Consider the following 22,177-nt stretch of genomic DNA (forward strand, 5'->3'; position numbering starts at 1 on the left):
TGGGTGAATTCATACTACTGATCATCAGTAGTTCCAGTAGTTAATTTGCATTTCAGCGGCATTTGTAGCGAGACTCATGGTATACTGCTCGTCTACATTTTTAGTTGTGAGTATATAATGCTGTCCTTTGAATGTTACCTCCATATTCAGGCAATTCAGTTCATTTAGGTGGGTAATCAGGCCCGTTCCGTTTGCTTTAAGTATCGCTTCTTTTCGCGTCCACAGGCTGAAGAAATTGTTGCGTCGTTCGCCTTGATTAATAAAAGCCTGTTCTTCGGGGGTAAAACAGGTGTCGATCAGCACATCGAAGTCAAAGTCCTGACGGATGTGTTCGACATCGATTCCTACGTCAGCAGGTGCAATGGCAATCAGGATACAGTTCCCGCTATGACTGGAATTGAAAGCAATACCTTCCACTGCAGGCTTTTTATGCTCACCATAACGATAGGTTATTGCTGAAGCATTTACTCCGGTAAAAACCGAAAGTAGCTGGCGCAGTACATACTTCCTGAGGCGGTAACTTCTGCAGTCGTCCTCTCTTTTGAAGCGAAGGGCTTTCTTTTCCTCATCAGTGCTCAGTACATCCGCATATAAATGGCTGTAATTCACATCATCTGATACAAGGACCTTAAATACATGGACGCCTTTGTAGTCCGTTAAGTCACGACCGTCTAGAGCATTCCATTTGATATACGGGGCTGACACCAGGGGATTCATTGATTTTTCCTTGATCAATTTAATTTTTTTCGTTCAGAGCCTGTTGCAATACACCGGCAAATTCCCTGTCGTTTGGCGGATATAGGAAAGTTTTATGATCTCCTGGGATGTCATGTACGGAAATTCCTTTTAATCCATAAGGTTTCCAGCCGAGGTGAACCCTGTCATCCAGGTAGTAAATGCGTTCTTTCACCCTGAACAGATCAATTTTAATGTCCATAGGAGCAAGCTCATACTTGAAATAAGCAGTTTCATAACTTCTGGCGATTTCAGGGTCGTAGCTGAACACTTCGCTTTCCGGATGTACTTTCTTTTTATTAGTCAGTTTGTTCATTTTTCTCTTGGCAATCAGCAGCTGATAAGAAATGGTTCTCTTCGGGTTATCTATGAGTTGTCCAAGAATGAAAGGGACCTTGCGCAATTGCCTTAACCCTTTCTGTACTATCCTGTTCATGCCTTTATGTGAGGAGCCGGTATAGGTGTCAAAAATACCCAGCATTTTAATTTCCTTACCCATGGCCATCAGCTGCCGTGCCATTTCATAGGCAATCTTTCCACCCAGGGAGTAGCCCGCAAGAAGGTATGGCCCTTCGGCATCCACCTCCATAATTTCAGAAACGTATTTTTTTGCAATCTCTTCAATCGTATATAACAGCTCTGTATCGCCGTTAAGTCCTAGTGCCTGGAGCGCATATACCGGTTGGTCCGGATCCATAAATTTTGACATTGATTGAAACACCAGTATGTTCAGTCCGCCGCCATGAATGAGGTAAACCGGGAGTTTGCTGCCCTGGGTATGGATTGGTACGAGCGCATTCCATTTCATGCCAGCATCAACATTGAGCAGTTTTGCCAGTTTCTCTACAGTCGGACTGTCGAAAAGACTCGCCAATGGCAAACGTTTGCCGGTTTGTTTCTCGATTTCTACCATGACTTTGATGGCAATCAGGGAATGTCCGCCAAGCTCAAAGAAATTGTCTTTGGTACTTACTTTGTCGAGCCCCAGGCATTTGGCCCAGATATCGGCAATCAACTCCTCATCCCCGCCGGAAGGGGCAACAAAGACCAACGCCTCTTCCTGTTCAATTTTAGGAAGTAACTTCCTGTTGATTTTGCCATTTGCCGTCAGAGGGATCTGATCCAGTTGAAGGAACATCCGCGGAATCATGTATTCCGGAAGACTTTTTTGCAGGTGCTGTATCATCAACTCCTTATCGAGCACCCCATTTTGCACGATATAAGCGGCAAGCTGTTTCTCATTACCCTGATTTTCTTCCACTACAACAGCACATTGCAGCACATCAGCATGGCTGAGCAGCACATTCTGAATTTCTCCAAGTTCAATCCGGTTTCCCCTGATTTTGATCTGATCATCGATGCGGCCCATATACTGGATATTGCCATCAGGCAACCAGCGTACTAGATCCCCGGTTTTATAAATCTTCGCTTCAGGAGTGGTAGCAAAAGGATCTTTGATGAACGACTGGTCGGTCAATGCCGGATTGCCAAGATACCCTTTAGCCAAACCTCGGCCACCAATATAGAGTTCTCCCGGTACGCCGACAGGGCAGTGGTTGAAATGTTTGTCTACCACATATATCACCGTATTGGAGAAAGGTTTGCCGATTGGTACTGTCATCTGGTAAACATTGTCCATGTTCACAATGTGAAGCAGCTTACCAATCGTTGTTTCTGTAGGACCATAGTGGTTTACGATGCTGCATTTGTGATTTGAGTCCCTGATGCCCTGGATGAAATCCCCAGGCAGGGATTCTCCGCCAAACATCAGCACCCTTTCCGGGAACAGGCCCTGATCGTCCAGCATCAGGTATTTCCAGTGTGAAGGCACGACCTTCAGGAAGTCGATCGCATTACTTTTGAAATACTGGTGAATAAAGATCGGGTTGTTAAAGTCTTCCTTTGCAAATACATGGAGTGTAGCACCCGTTGCAAGGGCGCCAAACAAAACGGTGTTGCCGAGATCCGTTGCTACTGAAGAGCCGAGCGCAAAGCTTTTACACAATTTAAGTTGCGGAAGCGCATCCTGAAGTCCGTAGATGTAATCAGTAATGGCCCCGTGTTCAATCATTACCCCTTTTGGATTTCCGGTTGATCCGGAGGTATAGATGATATAAATGAGGTTTTGCTGGTTTATTGTTACCGATGGCTTTGTTGTTGCGGCGCTCCATACCGGACAGGAGGCATTGTTCAGCGCCAGTCCTGTTTCTTCTGTGATTTCCGGTGAGCTGCCAGCTAAGTATTGATCTGTCAAAAAAGCTTCGCCGGTAGTTGCCGAGAGGATAAAATGCTTGCGTTGTTCCGGCAGCTCGGGGTCAATAGGTACATAAGCAGCTCCGGTCTTCATGACGCCTAATATCCCGATCACCATTTCCAGCGATGGTCGTATGCAGAGCGGCACCATGCTGGTTCCGGAAACGCCCTTACTGATCAGGTAGTTTGCCACCTGGTTTGACTTTTTGTCCAGCTGCTCGTAACTAAGTGTCTGTGTTCCAAAAACCAATGCCAAGTGATCTGGCCGGGATTCTACCTGTTTTGAGAACAGATCTACCAGTGTCAGCGCTGCAGGAGTATTTGTTTTATTTCGTGCAATCTCAGGGAATGGTGCCGGATGTGGCATGGCTGCGCTTACCAGAACTGATGGGTTTTCCGTGACGGTTTTCAGCAGGAGCTCCAGTTCTCCCATCATCCTGTCGATGGTAGCACTGCTAAACAACTGTGTGTTGTACGCCCATTCGAGCATCATTGATTCCTTTGAGCCATTCACGTTCAGCGAGATCTCAAAAGTCTGGCATACGCGGGGGTTAGAAAATAGGGTGTGCTTAAGTCCCTGGAACTTCACCTTTTCATCCATGCCCATATCGACGTTAAAGACAACAGGCACCAGTGGAATGCTGGATTTGTCGCGTTTAATGTTCAGCTTCTTCAGCAGCTCGCTAAAGGTCAGGCGCTGATGGTCATAAGCATCATAAATCTGTCCCTTCCTGATCTTCAGGTAGTCTGAAAAGGGAAGGTCCGGGTTGATCTTACTTTTTAACGGAAGCAGGTTGACACAGTGGCCTACCAGTCCGAAGTACCCAGTAGCAGATTGTCCTGCAGAGGGTAAACCCAGAACAATGTCCTGCTGTCCTGTACGGTGATAAAGGTAAACTTCGAAGGCCGTGATCATTGTTGCAACAAGGCTGCTGCCCGATTTTACCGCCAATTTTTTCAATGCCGCCAATAACTCAGGATTCAGGGGATAGTCATTTCTTTTTCCCCTATAAGTCCTTGTAGAGGGCTTACTGAAATCCAATGGCAGGTTCAGCACGGGGACATCATCTTTGTATTGGTCCAGCCAGAACTGTTGGGTCTCCTGATACTCTTCAGTAAGACCGAAGCTGGCCTGTTCTTCTGCGTAATCACTAATCTGTTCCGCTGGAGGCAACTGAGGCACTTCGCCATTCAGGTAGGCATTGTATAACTTGCTGAGGTCCTCCAGGATAATGCCGATGGACCACCCGTCACCAATGATGTGGTGAATGATCAGGGTGAAATGGATCCTGTTGTCGCCCAGGATATGCACAAACATTTTAAATAGAGGAGCTTCATAAATGTCAAAAGGTTCCCCGATCCATTCCTGGATATCAGATTTTACCTTTGACGTCTGTGCTCGTTCTGAAAGGTCACTGATGTCATGACTGTCCAGGTCGGTATGCACATCCGTATGGATGATCAGGTGTTCTCCATTTTTGCTCATGCAGGCACGGAGTGCCTCATGACGAAGTATCAATGCTTTTATCGACTGCTGAAAGGCGTCATTGTCGACCCTTCCTTCCAATGTAAGGGAGATCGACTCATTATAGGCAAGGCTGGCATCTTCGCCACCAAGGACACAGGAGAGCCATAGCTCTCGTTGAGATTCGTTGGTCAGCACTACCTTTTCAATCTCAAAACCCTCGAAAGGATTGAAATCTATATTTATGAAATTTAAGCGTTCCATTTGAGGCATTAATTATGGTTGATCTGTAAGAACTTCCCTGCAGCCTTATCATCTTCAATAAACCATGCAGGATTGCCGTCTTTATCTTTGCCCAGACGCGCACCTACCATTGGAGGGCGGTTGATATCCAATACCGGTGATGTTGTATTTGCCCCCAGCTGAACACCAGATTCATAAAATCCTGCGGCGATCATTTCGTCCATACTTTCCTTAAAACATTCAATCACCTTTTGTAAGTCTTCATTTGAAGTCGCCTCAGTTATGAAACAAGGGAAGCCGTCAAGGATATGGATCCCTTTTTCTCTCATGAGTGTGAACATCAGCTCACCGTAGGGAACCTCCTCGTTGAACTTTACCTTCCATAGTGATCCGTAATTGGCAACGAAGAAAGGAAGGTTACGTTTGGTGATCTCCTCATTCAGGACTTTGCTGATATAGTTCCCTTTTTCATTCAGCTGTTCCTGCAGGGCTGGTCCTTTTTCACGCATATATTCCAATGAGGCCTTCGCTGAAGCCAGGGCAAGCGGGTGACGCACAAAGGTACCGGCGAAGTAAGTTACACCCACCTCAGGGAAGGAAGCATCCCCATAATTCCAGGTACCACCATCCAGGGCATCCATAAATTGTTTTTTACCTGCGATGACGCCGATAGGAATCCCGGCGCCGACTACCTTGCCATAAGAAGCAAGATCGGCACGGATACCAAATAGCGCCTGTGCACCTCCAGGATGCATCCTGAAACCAGTGATGACCTCGTCAAATATCAGGGCGGCACCAGCATTTTCAGTAATCTCTCTTACTTTCCTGAGGAATTCAACAGGTACAAATTCTGGTCTGCGACTTTGGATCGGCTCTGCAATCACTGCGGCAATCTCATCTGCGCGTTCTCTGATGATGGCCAATGATTCTTCAGTACCGTAATCCAGTACAAGTATGTTCTGTACTGCTTCCGGCATAATACCGGCTGCGGCAGGGAAAGATTTCAGCTTTTTGGTACCACGCACCAGCACCTCATCAATGATCCCATGATAAGATCCTGTGAAGGCTACGATTAAGGAACGTCCGGTCACTGTTCTGGCAATACGGATACATCCCAGTACAGCTTCCGACCCTGTGCTGCATAGGGCGGAACGGTCGAAACCTGTGAATTCGCAAACCATCTTACTCACCTCGGCAGCCAGCTCATGCTGAGGGCCTACTTCATAACCCTTATCCACCTGGTCATGCATCGCTTTTTTGATGACCTCAGGCTGATAGCCGAGCATATTGGAGCCGAAGCCGTTCAATACATCGATGTATTCATTGTCATCCAGGTCCCACATTTTGCTTCCGCTTGATTTTTTGATGACGATAGGATAGATCAGCTCTTTGGTTTGCGGCTTGAATCCCGATACTACACGGGGGTCAGCCATATAATCTCGGCTCTCCGCAGCATAGGCTTTACTTTTAGCTGTTCGTTTAGTATATCTGGCAGTCAGCTCTTTGAGGAATGACTGTTGTTTGGGATTCAGGTCTGAAGACTGACGTTCGATTTTGGGGGTGGCACCGAAAGGTTTTTTGATTTCCTCCTGTTCCTGGGCACTTAAGCTCAGATCAGACACCTGTTTTTTTACCGCTGGTTTTGGTGACGGCGTAGCTGCTGCTGCAACGACACTTGCTGGTGGTGGAGGAGGACTTAGCTGTACAGTAACCGATTGCATCCCCTGCATCATCATCACCTGTTTTGAAAGAATCTCCAGTTGTTGAGCAATAAGGCTCATAGCGGTATCATTTGCCTGCTGATGAAATACCGGAGCACTGTTGTACACCGGTGCACTGTATACCGGTGGAGCATAAGCCTGTGCTGGCTGGGCCGTAGGCGTTACTGCAATCGCCTGAGGTGTTGCTTGCACTGCCGGCTGCGTCACAGCTAAAGGAGCATCGGCAACAGGATCAGGTGCTGTATTGGCGTCGATATAATCGACCAATAGGTCAACAGATGAATATTCTTCATTGAGTTTTCTGAAAGTGATCGGCAAGCCGAACTCCCTTTTCAAGGAAATAGCAACCTGTGTCAGCAACAGTGAATCTAATCCGATCTCCAGAAAATTGCTGTCTGATGCCACATCCTCCATTTCAATGCCCGATGCATCTTCCAGTACCTGTTTGATTTTTGCTGATAAATTATTCTTTCTCATGATAAGCACATGTTTTAATTGTAGTTCGTTGGATTCTGTTTGTTGTTCAGCCCTTGCCTGGATCGCAGGCTGGGCAGGAGATGTATTTGTGATAATGTCTACCCAATACCTACTCCGGTCAAACTGATAGGCCGGGAGATGGAGCAATTTTCTTTGTTGCATTTCGTAATAGTTGTCCCAGTTTGGCTGCAAACCCTGGTTCCATAAGTAACCAAGTGCCGTGAGTATGCTATAATGGTCGTTCGTACCATTGTTAAGGCTGTTAATGGCTTTCACCTTTCTGGATTCTCCGGCAGCAATCTGTTTCACCAGTGTGGAGGTAACGACACCCGGACCGACTTCCAGGAACAATGGCTGATCGTAAGTCAGTATGGTGCTCACGGCATCAGCAAACAATACTGTGTTCCTCAGGTGACCTGTCCAATAGTCCGCTGACATCGCTTCATCATCCAGCATCAGTTTTCCTGTAACGGTAGAGATGATCGGAATCTGTGGTGCCGATAAGGTTATTTCCGCCACTACTTTCCTGAAATCTTCCAGAATGGGATCCATCATTGATGAGTGAAAAGCATGGCTGGTGAACAGCAGTTTATTGACGACTTCCTTGCTGTCAAGTAGCTTTGAGAATTCCTGCAATGCCTCAGTGGGGCCGGCTACTACACATAGTTTAGGGCTGTTTACGGCGGCCATAGACAGTGTGCCGCCGCTAAGCAATGCCAGAACCTCTTCCCGGTCATGGCGTACCGATAACATGCCGCCACCTGGCAGTGCGCTGACCATTGCAGCCCTCGCTGCAATCAGCCTCAAACCATCTTCCAGAGAAAAAATACCCGAAAGATGGGCGGCAACATATTCACCAATGCTATGTCCGCAGAATAAAGTAGGCTCGATGCCCCAATGCATCCACAGCTTAGCCAGCGCATATTCCGTGACAAACAAAGCGGGCTGTGTATATTTTGTATCCTTCAGCTTATTGGCTGCTGCTGCTGTTTCTTCCTCAGGAAAGAGTACCGTTCTGATGTCTGCATCGAGGTAGCTGCTGAGCAGGGTTGCGCATTCATCAATTGCTGCAGTGTACACAGGCTCAGCCTGGTATAGCTCCCTGGCCATGTTCAGGTATTGTGCACCCTGACCAGGAAAGGTAAATACAACTTCTCCCGGGGTCTCCTCCAGCAGGTTGTTTTCTATTTTAGAAGTATTTGATCCACCAAGCTGGGCATGCAGGTGACCAACGCTGTCTGTCACAATGAAACGTCTGTTGCGGTAATTGTCTCTGGTGGTATGCAGGGTGTAGGCAATATCGGCCAATGAATAGTGGTCCAGTTTTTTTGCCAGCGCGTCACCATAAAGACTCAGGCTCTTCGGTGTTTGTGCAGAAAAGCTGATCAGCTCAAACGGTCTTCCCTCTGATGAAGGTTTCTCTTTGTTGATGTATTCTTCGACTACGACATGTACGTTTGTGCCTCCTACGCCAAAAGAACTCACCCCGGCAATCCTTGTTTTCCCGGTCGGCCATGCCCTGAGTTCATCATTTACATAAAAGGGGCTGTCGGCAAAGTTGATGTTTGGATTTGGTTTTTTATAACCAAGTGATGCCGGAATCTGCCGATGGTGCAGCGCCATGCAGGTTTTGATCAGTCCAGTGACCCCTGCAGCCTGTGTAAGGTGGCCGAAATTACTTTTTACAGAACCGATGGCACAGTATTGATTTTTTTGCTGGAGGCCAAAAGCGGCGTTCAGTCCGTCAAATTCAATCGGATCTCCCAAAGGTGTTCCTGTGCCATGCGTTTCTATGTAACTGATATCCGCAGGATCTACTTGTGCATCGGCTATAGCCATGGCAATGGCATCCGCCTGACTATCCGCATTTGGAGCAGTGAAGCTTCCTTTGCCTGCGCCATCATTGTTTGCACCAACACCTTTGACCACGCCGTATATGAGATCTCCATCACGTTCAGCATCGTCCAGCCTCTTCAGCAGCACGACCCCTGCGCCATCACTAAAGACGGTTCCGGTCGCTTCACTATCGAATGGGCGACAATGTCCGTCCTCACTAAGCATGGAGCCTTCCTGGTAAAGGTGACCGCTATTAACCGGAGAGGTGATGCTTGCACCACCGGCGATGGCCACATCACACTGGCCCGCCCTTAGGCTGTTTACCGCCTCAACGACGGCAAGGAGTGAGGTGGAGCAGGCGGAGTTGACACTCACCGCTGGCCCTTTCAGGTTAAGGTGATAGGCCGTTCTGGAAGCGATATAGTCTTTCTCATTGACCGTTAGCACCTGTAGTTTGCCCTGTCTTTCAATGAGGTTTTTATGGGAAAGTACATTGTTTTCATAATAAGTGTTGCTGCCGCTGCCGGCGAATACGCCAACTTTATGTGTATAGACATTCGGAAGGTGCCCTGTCTGCTCCAACACTTCCTGTGCGATCTCCAGAAAGATACGCTGCTGCGGATCCATAAGCACCGCCAGTTTAGGGTTGATGCCAAAGAAGGCAGGATCAAACTGGTCTGCATTTCTGATAATGCCCCTTGCTTTTACATAAGCAGGGTCTTTCCTGATGTCTTCAGGTATGGCGGGGTCAAGCTCGTCTGTGCTGAAGAAGGTGGTCGCTTCCTTACCTTTAATCAGTAGCTCCCACAGCTCTGATACGGTGTCGGCACCTGGAAAACGGCCTGCCATGCCGATTACGGCAATGTCTGTGTGACGGATTCCTTTTTTATGCACTCTGGCAACCGACTGAAGCCCTTTCTGTTGCTGTCCTAGGTATTTTACGATACCCGAAATTGTCGGATATTGATAGAGTTTGGTGATGGGGAGCAGAAGGTTCAGCTGATACCTCAACTCAGAGACCAGTTTCTGCGCAAGCAGGGAATTGCCGCCAAGCTCAAAAAAGTTATCTTCAATGCCTACCTTATCATAAAGTAAAATTCCTTCGAGTACCGATGTGATCTTTTTCTCAGTGGCGCTGACGGGCCTTTTGTAAAGAACATTTAGATCCGGCCTCCTGAGGTCCGGTTTCGGCAAAGCCTTTTTGTCCACTTTTCCGCTGGTTGTCTTAGGAAGTTCGGGGAGCAGACTGAAGCTGGCCGGGACCATATAATCAGGCAAAGCACTCGCAACCGAAGCGCGGAGCGCTGCGGCATCAAATGTACCCTCTTCACAAACGAGGTAAGCTGCCAGTGTTTTTCTGCCGGGTTGGTCTTCCCTGAGGATCACAACCGCCTGTCTGATATTTGTCGATTGCATGAGTGCCACTTCAATCTCGCCAAGCTCTACACGATTGCCTCGTATTTTCACCTGTCCGTCGCGTCGGCCAATAAAGTCGATCTCTCCATTTTCCTTGTAGCTGCCAAGGTCGCCTGTCCTGTAAATCTTCATAGGCCCATGAAGCGGATGAACCCATTCCACAAACTTCTCTGCGGTAAGCTCGGGTTTGTTCAGGTAACCATTTGCAAGGCATACCCCGGTAATGCATAGCTCACCGGCTGTGCCATTTTCAACAAGCTGCAACTGCTCGTCCAGGAAGTAAATCTCTGATCCCGCCATCACAGATCCAATAGTCGGAATCCCCGGCCATGCCGCTGTGTCGCCGTCCAGACGTAATGTGGTGACGCAAACGGTGGTTTCCGTCGGACCATAGATATTCCACAGGCAACTTTCCGGAAGCTCGCCGAAGAACTTTCGGATGGTAGGCGTGATTTTTAGCAACTCGCCGCCTGTGATGACCTCCTTTAGGTCGGCAGGAAAACGATTTTCAGCTGTCGCTGCTTCCGTAAGGTATTGCAGGGTTACATAAGGTAAAAATACCTTATTGATTTTTTTTGATATGATGAAATTCAGGAGTCTTCCGCCGTCCAGCCTGTCGTCCTCCCGGATCAGATGTACTGTGCCGCCGGTAATCAGCGGGACAAAAAGTTCCATAAATGAGGCGTCAAAGCTCAGGTGGCAGAATTGCAGCGCTTGTATATTGGGTCCGCTCAGGGCGTGCGTCTGCTGCCAGAGGATGAAATTTGTCATGCTGGCATGGCCCAGACAAACCCCCTTTGGAAGGCCTGTTGATCCTGAAGTGTACAAAATACAGACGTTGAGCCCCTGTTTAGGGTGGCTTGCGCTGCTGATTGCGTGTTCCTGATCAGCCGCAATGGTTTGCAGGCTGAACTGGCAAAAAAAGTTACTTTCAGTGGTGCTGGCAATACAGGTACGTACCCCCGAATCGCCAACGATTTGTTGTAGCCGTTGCTCAGGATAGGTAGGGTCCAGCGGAAGGTAAGCCCGTCCTGACTTAAGAATGGCAAGGATGCCGATGACCATCTCAATGGAGCGGGTGGCACTTATGCCAATGATTTCCTCGCCATCAGCATTCGCGGAAATAAGAACAGCAAGGCGACTTGCCTTAGTGTTCAGGTCTTCATAGGTGATGGATACTGTGCCGATAGTGACGGCAATCCTTTCTGTATGTTGCAGCACTGCGGCTTCGAAAAGCTCATGTATGAGTATGCTGTTTGTTGTGGTTTCGTTTCTAGACATAAGTTGAGCGTTAAAGTCTGGTAGATTTCGATTCCTTCTGACAGACTACTATCAGACGGGTTAGGATTGAGAGTAAGTCTTTCATTTGGTTATACTATTTTTAAATTATCAAATCAAATATATATAAAAATGAACAAAATGAATGTGTTCACTGTTGTACGTGATTTTACACAGTTTATGCGAAGGTCATGCCAAAGGGGATATGTGACAAAAAAGGCCCGATCCAGTACGGATCGGGCCTTTTTTTTAATTATAGCTTTTGAAGTATAGCTTATTTTTTTTCCGGAGGTGTAGAAACAATTTCCCCAAATTCATTAACATAAGCCATCATGCTTTCCAGGTCGCCGCCTGTAGAATTCTGCTGGCGCTCCAATTTACGCTGTTCTTTATCTTCTTTTTTCTTTTGTCTATTTTTTTCCAATTGCTTCTTCATGAAGGTAGCTTGAGACTTAGCCATATATATCCTGTTTTTTTAGTTATTAAAATAACTGTTCTCTGCGATTACCTGTAACATCAGCCGGTAGTTTGATGGAGTCAAAAGAGGCTTAAAAATAATTTCATTTGCCAGGAACAACGGTTAAAGCCTGGTAAGATTTTTATCTAATCAAATGTGTTGATTAGTCAGTAAGTAATTAGAGAATAGTTTTATTGATTACCCCGTTTTACGCAAATGTACGCATTTTTTTGTTAACCGTCAACTCCAGTTTGATTATTGAGCTTAACCTGACTGAATCTAAATTGCAATGATTTTCGATCTGCAGGCTTCACAGTTCTATTTTTGTGAAAAAATTAAAATATGTCAAAAACTAAGTTAACGATAAACAACAATGGATCTGTAAAGATTGATGGTGAATTTGAGATTGTAGATATGCAGGGTAATGAATATGGATTGGAGGGCAGAACGGTAGTTTCTATTTGTCGCTGCGGTTTATCAGCTAATAAACCATTCTGCGATGGTGCACACCGTGGACACTTTGAGCATGATGCTGTGGCGTTCAACCTGCCACCGAAAAAAGCGTAGCTCTTAGGTGATATTTCATTAATTCTGAAAGACCATTCCGCTAGTTGGGGTGGTCTTTTTTTTATAAACGACAGCTTTGTTTCGAACCTTACCTACAGCTGTATAATGCTGTGGTCGCGTTATATCGACTATTTCTCTAGTGTGATGGTGTAGGTTGCGTAAGCGCGGGATTTCATAGGGATAGTCGTTGTCTTCCGTGCTTTATACCTGAACGTATAAGTCACATCCGGGTTAATCAGGTATTTTTTTGCAGTGTCTTCAGGTATGCTGACAGGAAGGTTGTACGAACGTACCAAGGAAGTAGAGGTGTTCGTTACGTTGGCGAAGTTCTGTCCTCTGCCGCCAGCCACGAGTTCTGCTTTGATAAACTGAATGTTTGAAAAATTGGTAGTTTTAAGTACCGATGTGTCGCTTTCCAACAATACCATTCTGAAGCTGCTGATCCTAATCTTGCTGATGTTCTCCCGACTAAAATTATTTGTATTGTCAGGATTCAGTTTGTCAAGATTCAGAGGGATATCAATTCCGGTAGTGGTCTTGGTCGTATCAGTGATGCTGCCCAACACGGGGATTTCAAAGTCGACACTGTCTGTAACAATCAGGTCTCTTTTGATATCTTCAGAAATTTTGCTGCAAGAGGAGCAGGTGATCATGAATAACAGAAGGATGGTTAAAGAAGGATTTGTTCTCATGATGTATTGTTGAAAATTCTGAAAATGATAAAGTCCAAATATAAAAAATGTTATCCGCTTGGGCAATTCGTAATCGAAACAATGCCCGTCGAAATATCAATGCGGATGCAGATACTTGACGGGCAAAAAAGTAAAACCTCTATATAATTTGGCATTTAATACCTTCGGAATCTTATTTTGTTTGTTTTCTTAAAATTATGAAAATCAACTATTTGTATTGTTTTATTTAAATTTTGAATTTAAATAAATTCAATTCAGCTACCATTTTTTACTTGAATTTGCAGAATATAATTCTGTTTACGGTTTTCTGGTTCTGTTTATCAGGTGTTTATGATTTTTTGCCTTAGTATTGCTGTCTGTTGTAGGCGGCTGAAAAATCTCCCCTCATCTGTTGAAATCGGTCGACTACCGTAGTGATGAAAGTCTCGTCCAGCATCTGGAAAATTTCATTCGCACCTCCTCCGCTGAGGTCTAATTCTGATAATTTGTAGCTTTGCTCGAGTGTGCCTTGTTCGAATTTAATGATGTATTTCTGGTTCATGTTGAACAATGTGATTTTGCAATCAGGATGTGGTAATTCTGCTATTACTCTCATGTTGTTTTGATTTCTATTTGGAATTTATAGTTTGACACCCATTTCCTTTACAAGGAAGTAAGCCTTATCGATTTTTGATGCCACCCAAAGCACATATCGGATGTCTACGCCGATGGATCTACTGTAACTTTCATTCCAGGCATAGTCGTTGATGGTGGCGCCGTAGGCTCTGTCGAAGTTGACGCCCACCAACTCTCCTTTAGCATTCATGATCGGTGATCCTGAGTTTCCACCTGTGGTGTCCATGTTATAAAGAAAGGATACAGGTACATCATTTAGCGATTTCTTTTTAAAAGGACCGAAGTCTTTGGCTTCCCATAGTGATTTTATGGCTGCGGGGTAAGCGAACTCAGAATTTCCTGTATTGGCTTTCTCCAGGATGCCCTTGATTGAGGTGTAGGGGCTCATGTAGTTGGCATCGGCTGGCCAATAACCTCTTACATACCCATAGGTAAGTCTGAGTGTGCTGTTTGCATCGGGGATAAAGTCCTTTTTCAGGAACTGCTCCTTAACGTTAACATAATCACCCATCAGTTTGTTGAGTGATCCTTCCCTGCGGTCTTTTTCTGGTTTCAGCTCGGTCAGCTGTTTGTTGATGTCTTTTTCAAATAAAAGTAGTCCGTCGTTATAGGTCGACAGGCTGGATACAGACTTCAATAAGGTGCCGAACACATAGTCCTGGTCTTTCAGTTTGCTGATTTCAAATGTTTGGTTAATGTATTGTTCTATAGTGATTTTGTTATTGTTACCCTTACTTGTTACTTTAGTTACAGCATCTACTTTTTGATTAGGACTAAAGGCTGCTGCATCGTTCAGCATCCGGTTGAAGATCTTGCGGTCTACGTCTTGTTCGTAAGCTTCGTAGTTGCCTTCCAGCGCCTGTTTTAACCTGCTTACGTTCTGGTTGAAGAAGCTTTGCTTTTGTGCTGAAGGTTGCTCATTTAATGCTGTCTTGAAGTGGTTGATGTTTCTGGATACATTCAGCAGTGTAGTGGAATTGTAGATCTGACTAAACCAAAGATCCCTTTGTGCGTCACTATTGATGACCTGGTACAGCCTGTCGATGTCCCCCATCAGGTTTCCATATTTCTCCTTTACTGAAACGTTGCTGTTGATAAATTGCGCCAGCGAGGCGTCTTCCTGCTGTTTCTGGCCCAGAAGGTCAATCCCTTTCAGTCCTTGCAGCTTGCCACGATAGTTTTTCATTACGTTGGCATTTCTTTTTATCCTCGTTGCAAGCTTAATTTCTGTTGTTTTGCTTCGTTTACCTGCGTTTTCCATCGTCGTGTTCTGGAAGTCGTAGAGTTCTGATACGTATGGCAATACGAACTGTTGCTGGTAGGCTATGAATGCCGCCGGGCGATGGCGAAAGGTTTTGCCTGGGTATCCCAGTATAAACACAAAATCTTCCTCGTCGGTGCCGTTTGCATTTACCTGCAGGAATTTTTTCGGTGTGTAGGGAATGTTGTCTTTTGAATATTTGGCAGGGCTGCCGTCTTTTCCTACGTAAGCACGCATGAAGGAGAAGTCGCCGGTGTGACGTGGCCACACCCAATTGTCTGTTTCTCCTCCAAATTCACCAATTTGTCTATTTGGCACATAGACCAGTCGTACATCCTGTATAGTTTTGTACCTGAAAAGTACGTAGGTTTTGCCGATGAACATTTCCGATACCTCTGCTTTGATGTCCGGGTCTTTTTGTTCTGCCTCAAGTGCAATATTTTTCATCGCGTTATTGATCATCTGCAGGCGCGATGCCGGGTCGTCTACCTGAGCTACTGCCCCGAGTACTTGGTCTGATACATCTTCATAACTATCTGTAATTCTACATGTTAATCCTTTTGCTTCAATTTCTGCTTCCTGTGATTTTGCCACAAAACCATTGCTAAGGTAATCGTGTTCAGGCGTGCTCGCCAGCTGTACCGCGCTGAATGCACAGTGGTGGTTGGTGATGATCAGTCCTGAGTTGGATACGAAGGATCCTGTGCATCCGCCCACGTTAACCAGGGCATCTACCAGGCTGATGCCATTAGGATTGTAAATTTCATTCTGGTCGATTTTAAGTCCCGCTTTCTTTAAATCCAGTTTATGGATCTCGCTAAGTGGGAACATGCCTTCGTCCCACGGTTTATAGCCCGACTGTAGGATTCCCAGGCTGAGCAGTGAAGTAATTAATAAGGTTTTCTTATTCATTCCTATGGTTTATATGATTATAAAATGCCAAACTTAGATAAAATTTTAGTTTTGTACCTTTGTAAATCAAAAAAGCAAATATGGCAGAGGATCTAAATATCGTCACAGATGTGAGTAAAGAAGTTCAGTATCAGACCATCATTCCACAGATCGAAGCCCTGATTGCTGGTGAACCGGATTTGATTGCCAATCTGGCAAATGTCGCTGCCGCATTAAAACAACAGTTTGGCTGGTTTTGGGTTGGCTTTTATCTGGTCAAAGGGGATGAGTTGGTGTTGGGACCTTTTCAAGGTCCTGTTGCCTGCACAAGGATAAAAAAGGGCAGAGGGGTTTGCGGTTCATCATGGGAACAGGCTGCTACGCTTGTGGTGCCTGATGTGGATCAGTTTCCTGGGCATATTGCCTGCGCTTCGGCCTCAAGATCAGAAATTGTAGTTCCGGTAGTTAAGGATGGGATAGTCATTGGGGTTTTGGATGTTGATAGTGAATATCTATCTCATTTTGATGCTGTTGATGATATTTATCTAAATGAAATTGTAGCCTTGGTTCATGGATAGGGACGCGTTGTTTGCCAATAAATTACCTTATTCCTTCTATCAGGATGCAGATGTGAATGCCTTGGCGCAACGCCTGTTGGGCAAGGTGTTGTATACGCAGATTGATGGTGTGGTTACCTCCGGGGTGATTGTAGAAACCGAAGCTTATAAGGGTGCCGAAGATAAAGCTTCGCATGCTTACGGCGGGCGACTGACCAATAGGACGCAGGTGATGTTTGAGGCTGGCGGTCTGTCTTATGTTTACCTCTGTTACGGAATTCATCACCTATTTAATGTCGTAACCGCACCAGAGGGCGTGCCGCATGCGGTACTGATTCGCGGAGTTGAGCCTTTGCTGGGTCTGGATGTGATGTTGGAAAGACGCCGGATGGCGGTTTCAAAACCAAATGTCACCGCAGGACCGGGTGCACTGGCGAAGGCTATGGGAATTGACAAGGCGTTAAATCAGAAGGATCTTCAGGGCGAGGAAATATGGATTGCCGACGAAGGCATTGCCGTTGGCAGCTCATCGGTTGTTGCGTGTCCGCGTGTAGGGGTTGCCTATGCGCAGGATCATGCGCTGTTGCCATGGCGGTATTACATCCGTGGTAACCGTTTTGTGAGCAAACCGAACAGCTAGGTTAATGATTGATGAAGGTTGTGGATAACAAAAAGACGGGTCTGTTTAATTATATCCCTTTTTTATGGATATTTGGGACAATGAATTTTGAAAACACTTTAGCTTTTGCGCAAGGCCTTGACCAAGCAGATCCGCTGCGCGATTTAAGAAATGAATTTTTATTTCCACAACAGAATGGGAAACCGTTTATATATCTATGCGGCAACTCATTAGGACTTCAGCCTAAAGTTGCACGTGAGGTTCTGGATCGGCAACTCAACAACTGGCAGAATCTTGCTGTGGAGGGTTGGTTTGAAGGAGAAACTCCCTGGATGTACTATCATAAAGCTTTAAAGGAATTGATGGCGCCCATAGTCGGTGCAAGGCCCGCAGAGGTTTGTCCGATGAATACACTGACAGTTAACCTTCATTTGCTGATGGTGAGTTTCTACAAGCCAAAAGCGAAGCGTTTTAAGATTATGATGGAGGCAGGTGCTTTTCCTTCCGACCAATATGCCATCGAAAGTCAGGTACGTTTTCATGGCTACGATCCTAAAGACGCGATCATAGAAGTTAGCCCACGGCCCGGAGAATATACCCTTCGTACCGAGGATATCCTGGAGCAGATTTCTTTACAGGGCGACCAGATCGCCTTGGTGCTTTTCGGTGGCATCAACTACTTTACTGGACAATGGTTTGATATGGAGGCGATCACCAGGGCGGGACATCAGGCCGGTGCGGTAGTGGGGTTTGATCTTGCACACGCTGCAGGTAATGTTCCTGTACAGCTGCACGACTGGGATGTTGATTTTGCCTGTTGGTGTTCTTACAAATACCAGAATTCAGGTCCCGGCGGGATCAGTGGAATTTTTGTGCACGAGCGTCATTTTGGAGACCAGACATTGAGCAGGTTTGCAGGCTGGTGGGGTTATCAGGAGTCGCAGCGTTTTAAAATGGAGAAAGGTTTTGTACCTGAGGCTGGTGCTGACGGCTGGCAGGTGAGCTGCACGCAGGTGATGCCAATGGCACTTTACCATGCCGCTCTGCAGATTTTTGAAAAGGCAGGCTTTATAGGGCCACTTAGGAAAAAAAGTAAAGCTTTAACTGCATATTTGTTTTATCTTATAAATGAGGTGAATAATGAGCTATGTGAAATGCAGTATCAGGTAATTACGCCAAGTTCTGCTGAAGACCGGGGTGCTCAGGTTTCCATTATTGCAAAAGCTAATGGAAAGTATATTTTTGAGCAGCTCGTAGCAAACAATGTACTTGGCGACTGGCGTGAACCTAACGTGATCCGGTTGAGCCCTGTTCCATCGTACAATTCATTTGAGGATGTTTTCCGTACCGCAGAGTTGTTGCTTCAAATCGGCAGAAAATAATAAACAGACAATTGAACAAGATATCATAGCATCAATATAGGCAAATGATCAACTACAACCCTAAAGACTGGATTACTTTTATTTTTCACTTTGAGAAGGCAGATACCTTTCGTAAACTCTGGCCGCTGATGATCAGTGTGGCAGTGTTCTCTGGTATTGTTGCTTTTCTGGAACTTCATTATCTGAAGATCGCTGAATCCACGACACTGAGGAATGTGAGTATGATGCATAACCTGCTGGGATTTGTCATTTCCATGCTCCTGGTATTCCGTACAAATACCTCTTATGACAGGTGGTGGGAAGGTAGAAGACTCCTCGGGGCATTGACAAACATCAGTCGTAACTTTGCTATGAAAATCAGGGCTTTAAAATTGGGCGCCGAAGAAATGGAATTTTTCGATTATGCAATTCCAAAATACGCCTTTGCCTTAAAGGAGCATCTTCGTGAAAAACAATACTTCGGAAAGAATGCCATGTTGATTGAGGTTGATGGAGGAAAGCATATTCCCAACCAGGTAGCGACAAGTATGTTCGGACGGATTTTCGACCTGCAGGCTGCCGGAAAAATCACGCAGGAGCAACTGATCATACTTAATGCAGATGTTCATCAGTTTACTGATATATGTGGTGGTTGTGAGCGGATTAAAAAAACTCCAATCCCTTATAGTTACAGTGCTTTTATCAAAAAATTCCTCTTCATTTACGTCATCACACTTCCCTTTGGATGGGTGTTTAGTCTCGGTTATTTTGTTGTTCCTATTGTACCCTTCATCCTTTATGTGCTCGCCAGTCTTGAGCTGATTGCCGAAGAGATCGAGGATCCGTTTGGTTTTGATGCCAACGACCTTCCGGTGGACGAGATCTGCAATAACATTGAAAAACATGTAGGGGAGATTCTGAAGTAGATGGTAAAGATCGCCTGGCATGAGCAGTATGTGCATCCCTTACCTGAAGGTCACCGATTTCCAATGCTCAAATATGAATTGATCCCTCAACAACTGCTGCACCAGGGCTGGATCAGCAGTGAACAGCTTTTTGCACCTGACTTATTGAATGAGGAGCTTGTTTTGCGTTCTCATGATCCAAAGTATTGGGAACACCTGAAAATGCTTAGCCTTCCGCCGAAGGATCAGCGCAGGATTGGGCTACCGCTGAGCAGGCAACTTGTAGAGAGAGAACTCCGGATTGCACAGGGTACTGTCGAAGGGGCGTTACATGCGCTGGAAGACGGAATTGCTTTTAATGTTGCCGGAGGGACACATCATGCCGGTAGCGATTGGGGGGAAGGTTTTTGTTTACTCAATGATCAGGCAATTGCTGCTAACTATTTGTTGGATAAAGGGTTGGTTGGTCGTGTATTAATTATCGATTTAGATGTGCACCAGGGGAATGGAACTGCGGAAATTTTTGCTGATGACCGTCGGGTGTTCACCTTTTCCATGCATGGTGATAAGAACTTTCCCTTCAGAAAGGAGCGCTCGGACCTGGACATTCCATTGGCGGATGGTGTTGGTGATGCTGAATTTCTGAAGAAACTAGCGGAGGTGCTGCCTGGATTGATGCATCACAAACCGGATTTTGTATTTTACCTTTCAGGAGTAGATATCCTCGATAGTGATCGGCTGGGCAAGCTGTGTTTGTCTAAGGCCGGCTGCAGGGAGCGGGACAGGCTGGTTTTTCAGTTTTGCAGAGACCATGGGCTTCCGGTGCAGGTAAGTATGGGTGGAGGGTACTCTCCGCAAATAAAAGATATTGTCGATGCGCACTGCATGACATTTAAAACAGGTATAGATATTTTTGATTAATTTATGAAGATTGTAATTGCAGAGAAACCCTCAGTGGGACGTGAGTTGGCTAAGGTCTTCGGGGCAACAACAAGGAAGGATGGTTACATTGAGGGAAAAGGGTATTCCTTTACCTGGGCCTTTGGGCACTTGCTTCAACTTGCGCCTCCTCAGGAATACGGATTTATAGGATGGAGGAGGCAACACCTGCCGATGCTGCCACAGAAATTTAAGCTGGCCATCCGCAAGATTAAAACGAAGGATGGCATGGTAGAAGATCCGGGTGTCAGGAAACAGCTGGATATCATCAAGATGCTGTTCGATGAGGCAACGGAGATCATTGTTGCCACCGATGCCGGGCGCGAGGGTGAGCTGATCTTTCGTTATATCTATTACTTTCTGAAATGTAAAAAGCCTTTTAAGCGCTTATGGATTTCTTCGCAAACAGATGAGGCCATAAAAGAAGGGTTCAGGAACCTGAAGCCAGGTGCTGAGTATGATACTTTGTTTAACTCCGCTCATTGCCGCTCAGAGTCTGACTGGCTTGTGGGTATGAATGCAACCCAGGCGCTCAGCATTTCTGCTGGTAACCGTTCGGTGCTTTCACTTGGCAGGGTGCAGACGCCGACACTTGCCATGATCTGTTCACGTTTTCTGGAAATCAAAAACTTTGTTCCACAAACCTATTACCAGCTGGCGATACAGCTGGATAAGGATGGGCAGCTATTCAAAGCCATTTCCGTCAGTAATTTTAACCAGAAGGAAGAAGCGCAGGGCTTATTCGATAAAATTGAAGATGTGGCATCGGGTTTTCCGAATGGCGGGAAGGTGCTTACTGTGGAGGCGAAGCCACGAAAGGAGCCACCTCCGCTATTGCATGATCTGAGCAGTTTACAGCAGGAGGCCAATAAGAAAAAAGGCTTTACAGCGGACCAGACGCTGAGTCTATTGCAAGGACTGTACGAAAGCAAGCTGGTTACCTATCCGCGTACAGGAAGTCGTTATATTGGCGACGACATTTTCGCGGGAGTGCCTGCGCTGATCGAAAAACTGAAAAGCCATAAAGATTTTGCAAAACAGGCTGAATTTTTATCAACCTCAAAGCTCAACAAACGAAGCGTGAATGCAAAGAAGGTGACAGATCACCATGCCATTTTACCTACCGGTGAACCACCTTATCAATTGAGCAGTGATAAACAGGCGATCTATGATATGGTTGTCGGACGTATGCTTGAAGCTTTTCATCAGGAGTGTATTAAAGAAATCACCAAGATCACCATTGAGTCGGGGTCAATATTCATTGCCAACGGTACGGTGATCAGGTCTGCAGGATGGCGGTCTGTATTTAACGAAAGCGATGAAGATAAAAAGGATGAAGAGAATCCGTCCCTGCCAAAGCTGAAGGCGGGAGAGGCCTTGCCAATTGTAAATAAGGCTTTTCTGGAGAAACAAACTAAACCAAAGGCCATGTATAATGAAGCTTCATTGCTAAAAGCGCTGGAGACCTCCGGTAAGGATATTGAAGATGAAGAGCTCCGGTATGCAATGAAGGATAGCGGCTTGGGTACGCCGGCGACAAGGGCTTCAATTATTGAGACGCTGATCAACAGGGAGTACATCAGCAGAGAAAAAAGGAACTTGGTGCCAACCGCAAAGGGGCTGGCGGTATATGATGTGGTTAAAGATCAGAAGATTGCTCAGGCAGAATTGACCGGACAATGGGAAAAGCGGCTGGAGGAGATCCGCTCCGGTGCTTCTGTAACAGACTTTAAGGCGGAGATTACTGCTTATACGAGGGTCATTACCCAGGAGATGTTGCTTGCCGGAAATTCCCTTGCCGCAAAATTGAACCCTCCGGCGGAGGTAAAGGCTTCTCAGGATCACAAATTGCCATCAGGAGAGGCTGCCCCGGCGCCCTGATCAGCGTC

At 46.0% G+C, this 22,177-nt stretch carries 14 protein-coding genes; 7 read left to right on the plus strand and 7 right to left on the minus strand.

Annotated elements, in window-relative coordinates:
- Positions 1-24: 24 nt before the first annotated feature.
- The 4 genes from PBAL39_RS24480 to PBAL39_RS03290 form a co-directional block, all read right to left on the minus strand.
- Positions 25-735: a 4'-phosphopantetheinyl transferase superfamily protein gene (locus tag PBAL39_RS24480; RefSeq protein WP_050784299.1), complete on the minus strand. Its 711-nt coding sequence runs from the start codon at positions 733-735 to the stop codon at positions 25-27.
- Between the two features lies 1 nt (position 736).
- Positions 737-4,717 (minus strand): non-ribosomal peptide synthetase, encoded by a 3,981-nt coding sequence (locus PBAL39_RS03280; RefSeq protein ID WP_198139761.1) that lies wholly within the window; start codon positions 4,715-4,717, stop codon positions 737-739.
- Between the two features lie 8 nt (positions 4,718-4,725).
- Complete coding sequence (locus PBAL39_RS03285; protein WP_008238287.1) at positions 4,726-11,427, minus strand: type I polyketide synthase; 6,702 nt, start codon at positions 11,425-11,427, stop codon at positions 4,726-4,728.
- Between the two features lie 271 nt (positions 11,428-11,698).
- Positions 11,699-11,884 (minus strand): hypothetical protein, encoded by a 186-nt coding sequence (locus tag PBAL39_RS03290; RefSeq protein ID WP_008238288.1) that lies wholly within the window; start codon positions 11,882-11,884, stop codon positions 11,699-11,701.
- 339 nt (positions 11,885-12,223) lie between these two features.
- Here PBAL39_RS03290 and PBAL39_RS03295 point away from each other — a divergent pair, with 339 nt between their 5' ends.
- Positions 12,224-12,448, plus strand: coding sequence for a CDGSH iron-sulfur domain-containing protein (locus tag PBAL39_RS03295; protein ID WP_008238289.1), 225 nt, complete (start codon positions 12,224-12,226; stop codon positions 12,446-12,448).
- Between the two features lie 128 nt (positions 12,449-12,576).
- Here the strand turns inward: PBAL39_RS03295 and PBAL39_RS03300 are convergent, their stop codons facing one another.
- The 3 genes from PBAL39_RS03300 to PBAL39_RS03310 all read right to left on the minus strand — a co-directional run bounded on the left by PBAL39_RS03300 (position 12,577) and on the right by PBAL39_RS03310 (position 15,928).
- Positions 12,577-13,140 carry a hypothetical protein gene (locus PBAL39_RS03300; RefSeq protein ID WP_008238291.1) on the minus strand — a complete coding sequence of 188 codons (564 nt, stop codon included), beginning with the start codon at positions 13,138-13,140 and terminating at the stop codon, positions 12,577-12,579.
- Between the two features lie 343 nt (positions 13,141-13,483).
- Complete coding sequence (locus PBAL39_RS03305; protein WP_039866016.1) at positions 13,484-13,735, minus strand: hypothetical protein; 252 nt, start codon at positions 13,733-13,735, stop codon at positions 13,484-13,486.
- Positions 13,736-13,759: 24 nt separating this feature from the next.
- Positions 13,760-15,928, minus strand: coding sequence for a S46 family peptidase (locus PBAL39_RS03310; protein ID WP_008238296.1), 2,169 nt, complete (start codon positions 15,926-15,928; stop codon positions 13,760-13,762).
- Positions 15,929-16,008: 80 nt separating this feature from the next.
- Here PBAL39_RS03310 and PBAL39_RS03315 point away from each other — a divergent pair, with 80 nt between their 5' ends.
- From PBAL39_RS03315 to PBAL39_RS03340, 6 genes are all read left to right on the plus strand, one after another.
- On the plus strand, positions 16,009-16,485 hold the full coding sequence (locus PBAL39_RS03315) for a GAF domain-containing protein (RefSeq protein ID WP_008238298.1): 477 nt from the start codon (positions 16,009-16,011) through the stop codon (positions 16,483-16,485).
- Positions 16,478-17,104 carry a DNA-3-methyladenine glycosylase gene (locus tag PBAL39_RS03320; protein ID WP_008238300.1) on the plus strand — a complete coding sequence of 209 codons (627 nt, stop codon included), beginning with the start codon at positions 16,478-16,480 and terminating at the stop codon, positions 17,102-17,104. Before PBAL39_RS03315 ends, PBAL39_RS03320 begins: the two co-directional genes overlap by 8 nt.
- Before the next feature lie 80 nt (positions 17,105-17,184).
- Positions 17,185-18,465 carry a kynureninase gene (kynU, locus tag PBAL39_RS03325; RefSeq protein WP_039866064.1) on the plus strand — a complete coding sequence of 427 codons (1,281 nt, stop codon included), beginning with the start codon at positions 17,185-17,187 and terminating at the stop codon, positions 18,463-18,465.
- A gap of 44 nt (positions 18,466-18,509) precedes the next feature.
- A complete protein-coding gene (locus PBAL39_RS03330; protein WP_008238304.1) occupies positions 18,510-19,370 on the plus strand; it encodes a bestrophin family protein in 861 nt (286 codons plus the stop codon).
- Positions 19,371-20,270, plus strand: coding sequence for a histone deacetylase (locus tag PBAL39_RS03335; protein ID WP_008238306.1), 900 nt, complete (start codon positions 19,371-19,373; stop codon positions 20,268-20,270).
- 3 nt (positions 20,271-20,273) lie between these two features.
- On the plus strand, positions 20,274-22,169 hold the full coding sequence (locus tag PBAL39_RS03340) for a DNA topoisomerase 3 (RefSeq protein ID WP_008238307.1): 1,896 nt from the start codon (positions 20,274-20,276) through the stop codon (positions 22,167-22,169).
- Positions 22,170-22,177: the final 8 nt, after the last annotated feature.

Source organism: Pedobacter sp. BAL39 (assembly GCF_000170795.1).
Classification (GTDB): domain Bacteria; phylum Bacteroidota; class Bacteroidia; order Sphingobacteriales; family Sphingobacteriaceae; genus Pedobacter.

Coding starts and splice junctions, on each gene's coding strand:
- kynU (WP_039866064.1), top strand. CDS start 17,185: ATGAATTTTGAAAACACTTTAGCTTTTGCGCAAGGCCTTGACCAAGCA.
- PBAL39_RS03310 (WP_008238296.1), bottom strand. CDS start 15,928: ATGAATAAGAAAACCTTATTAATTACTTCACTGCTCAGCCTGGGAATC.
- PBAL39_RS03320 (WP_008238300.1), top strand. CDS start 16,478: ATGGATAGGGACGCGTTGTTTGCCAATAAATTACCTTATTCCTTCTAT.
- PBAL39_RS03280 (WP_198139761.1), bottom strand. CDS start 4,717: ATGGAACGCTTAAATTTCATAAATATAGATTTCAATCCTTTCGAGGGT.
- PBAL39_RS03315 (WP_008238298.1), top strand. CDS start 16,009: ATGGCAGAGGATCTAAATATCGTCACAGATGTGAGTAAAGAAGTTCAG.
- PBAL39_RS03340 (WP_008238307.1), top strand. CDS start 20,274: ATGAAGATTGTAATTGCAGAGAAACCCTCAGTGGGACGTGAGTTGGCT.
- PBAL39_RS03305 (WP_039866016.1), bottom strand. CDS start 13,735: ATGAGAGTAATAGCAGAATTACCACATCCTGATTGCAAAATCACATTG.
- PBAL39_RS03295 (WP_008238289.1), top strand. CDS start 12,224: ATGTCAAAAACTAAGTTAACGATAAACAACAATGGATCTGTAAAGATT.
- PBAL39_RS03335 (WP_008238306.1), top strand. CDS start 19,371: ATGGTAAAGATCGCCTGGCATGAGCAGTATGTGCATCCCTTACCTGAA.
- PBAL39_RS03300 (WP_008238291.1), bottom strand. CDS start 13,140: ATGAGAACAAATCCTTCTTTAACCATCCTTCTGTTATTCATGATCACC.
- PBAL39_RS03330 (WP_008238304.1), top strand. CDS start 18,510: ATGATCAACTACAACCCTAAAGACTGGATTACTTTTATTTTTCACTTT.
- PBAL39_RS03290 (WP_008238288.1), bottom strand. CDS start 11,884: ATGGCTAAGTCTCAAGCTACCTTCATGAAGAAGCAATTGGAAAAAAAT.
- PBAL39_RS03285 (WP_008238287.1), bottom strand. CDS start 11,427: ATGTCTAGAAACGAAACCACAACAAACAGCATACTCATACATGAGCTT.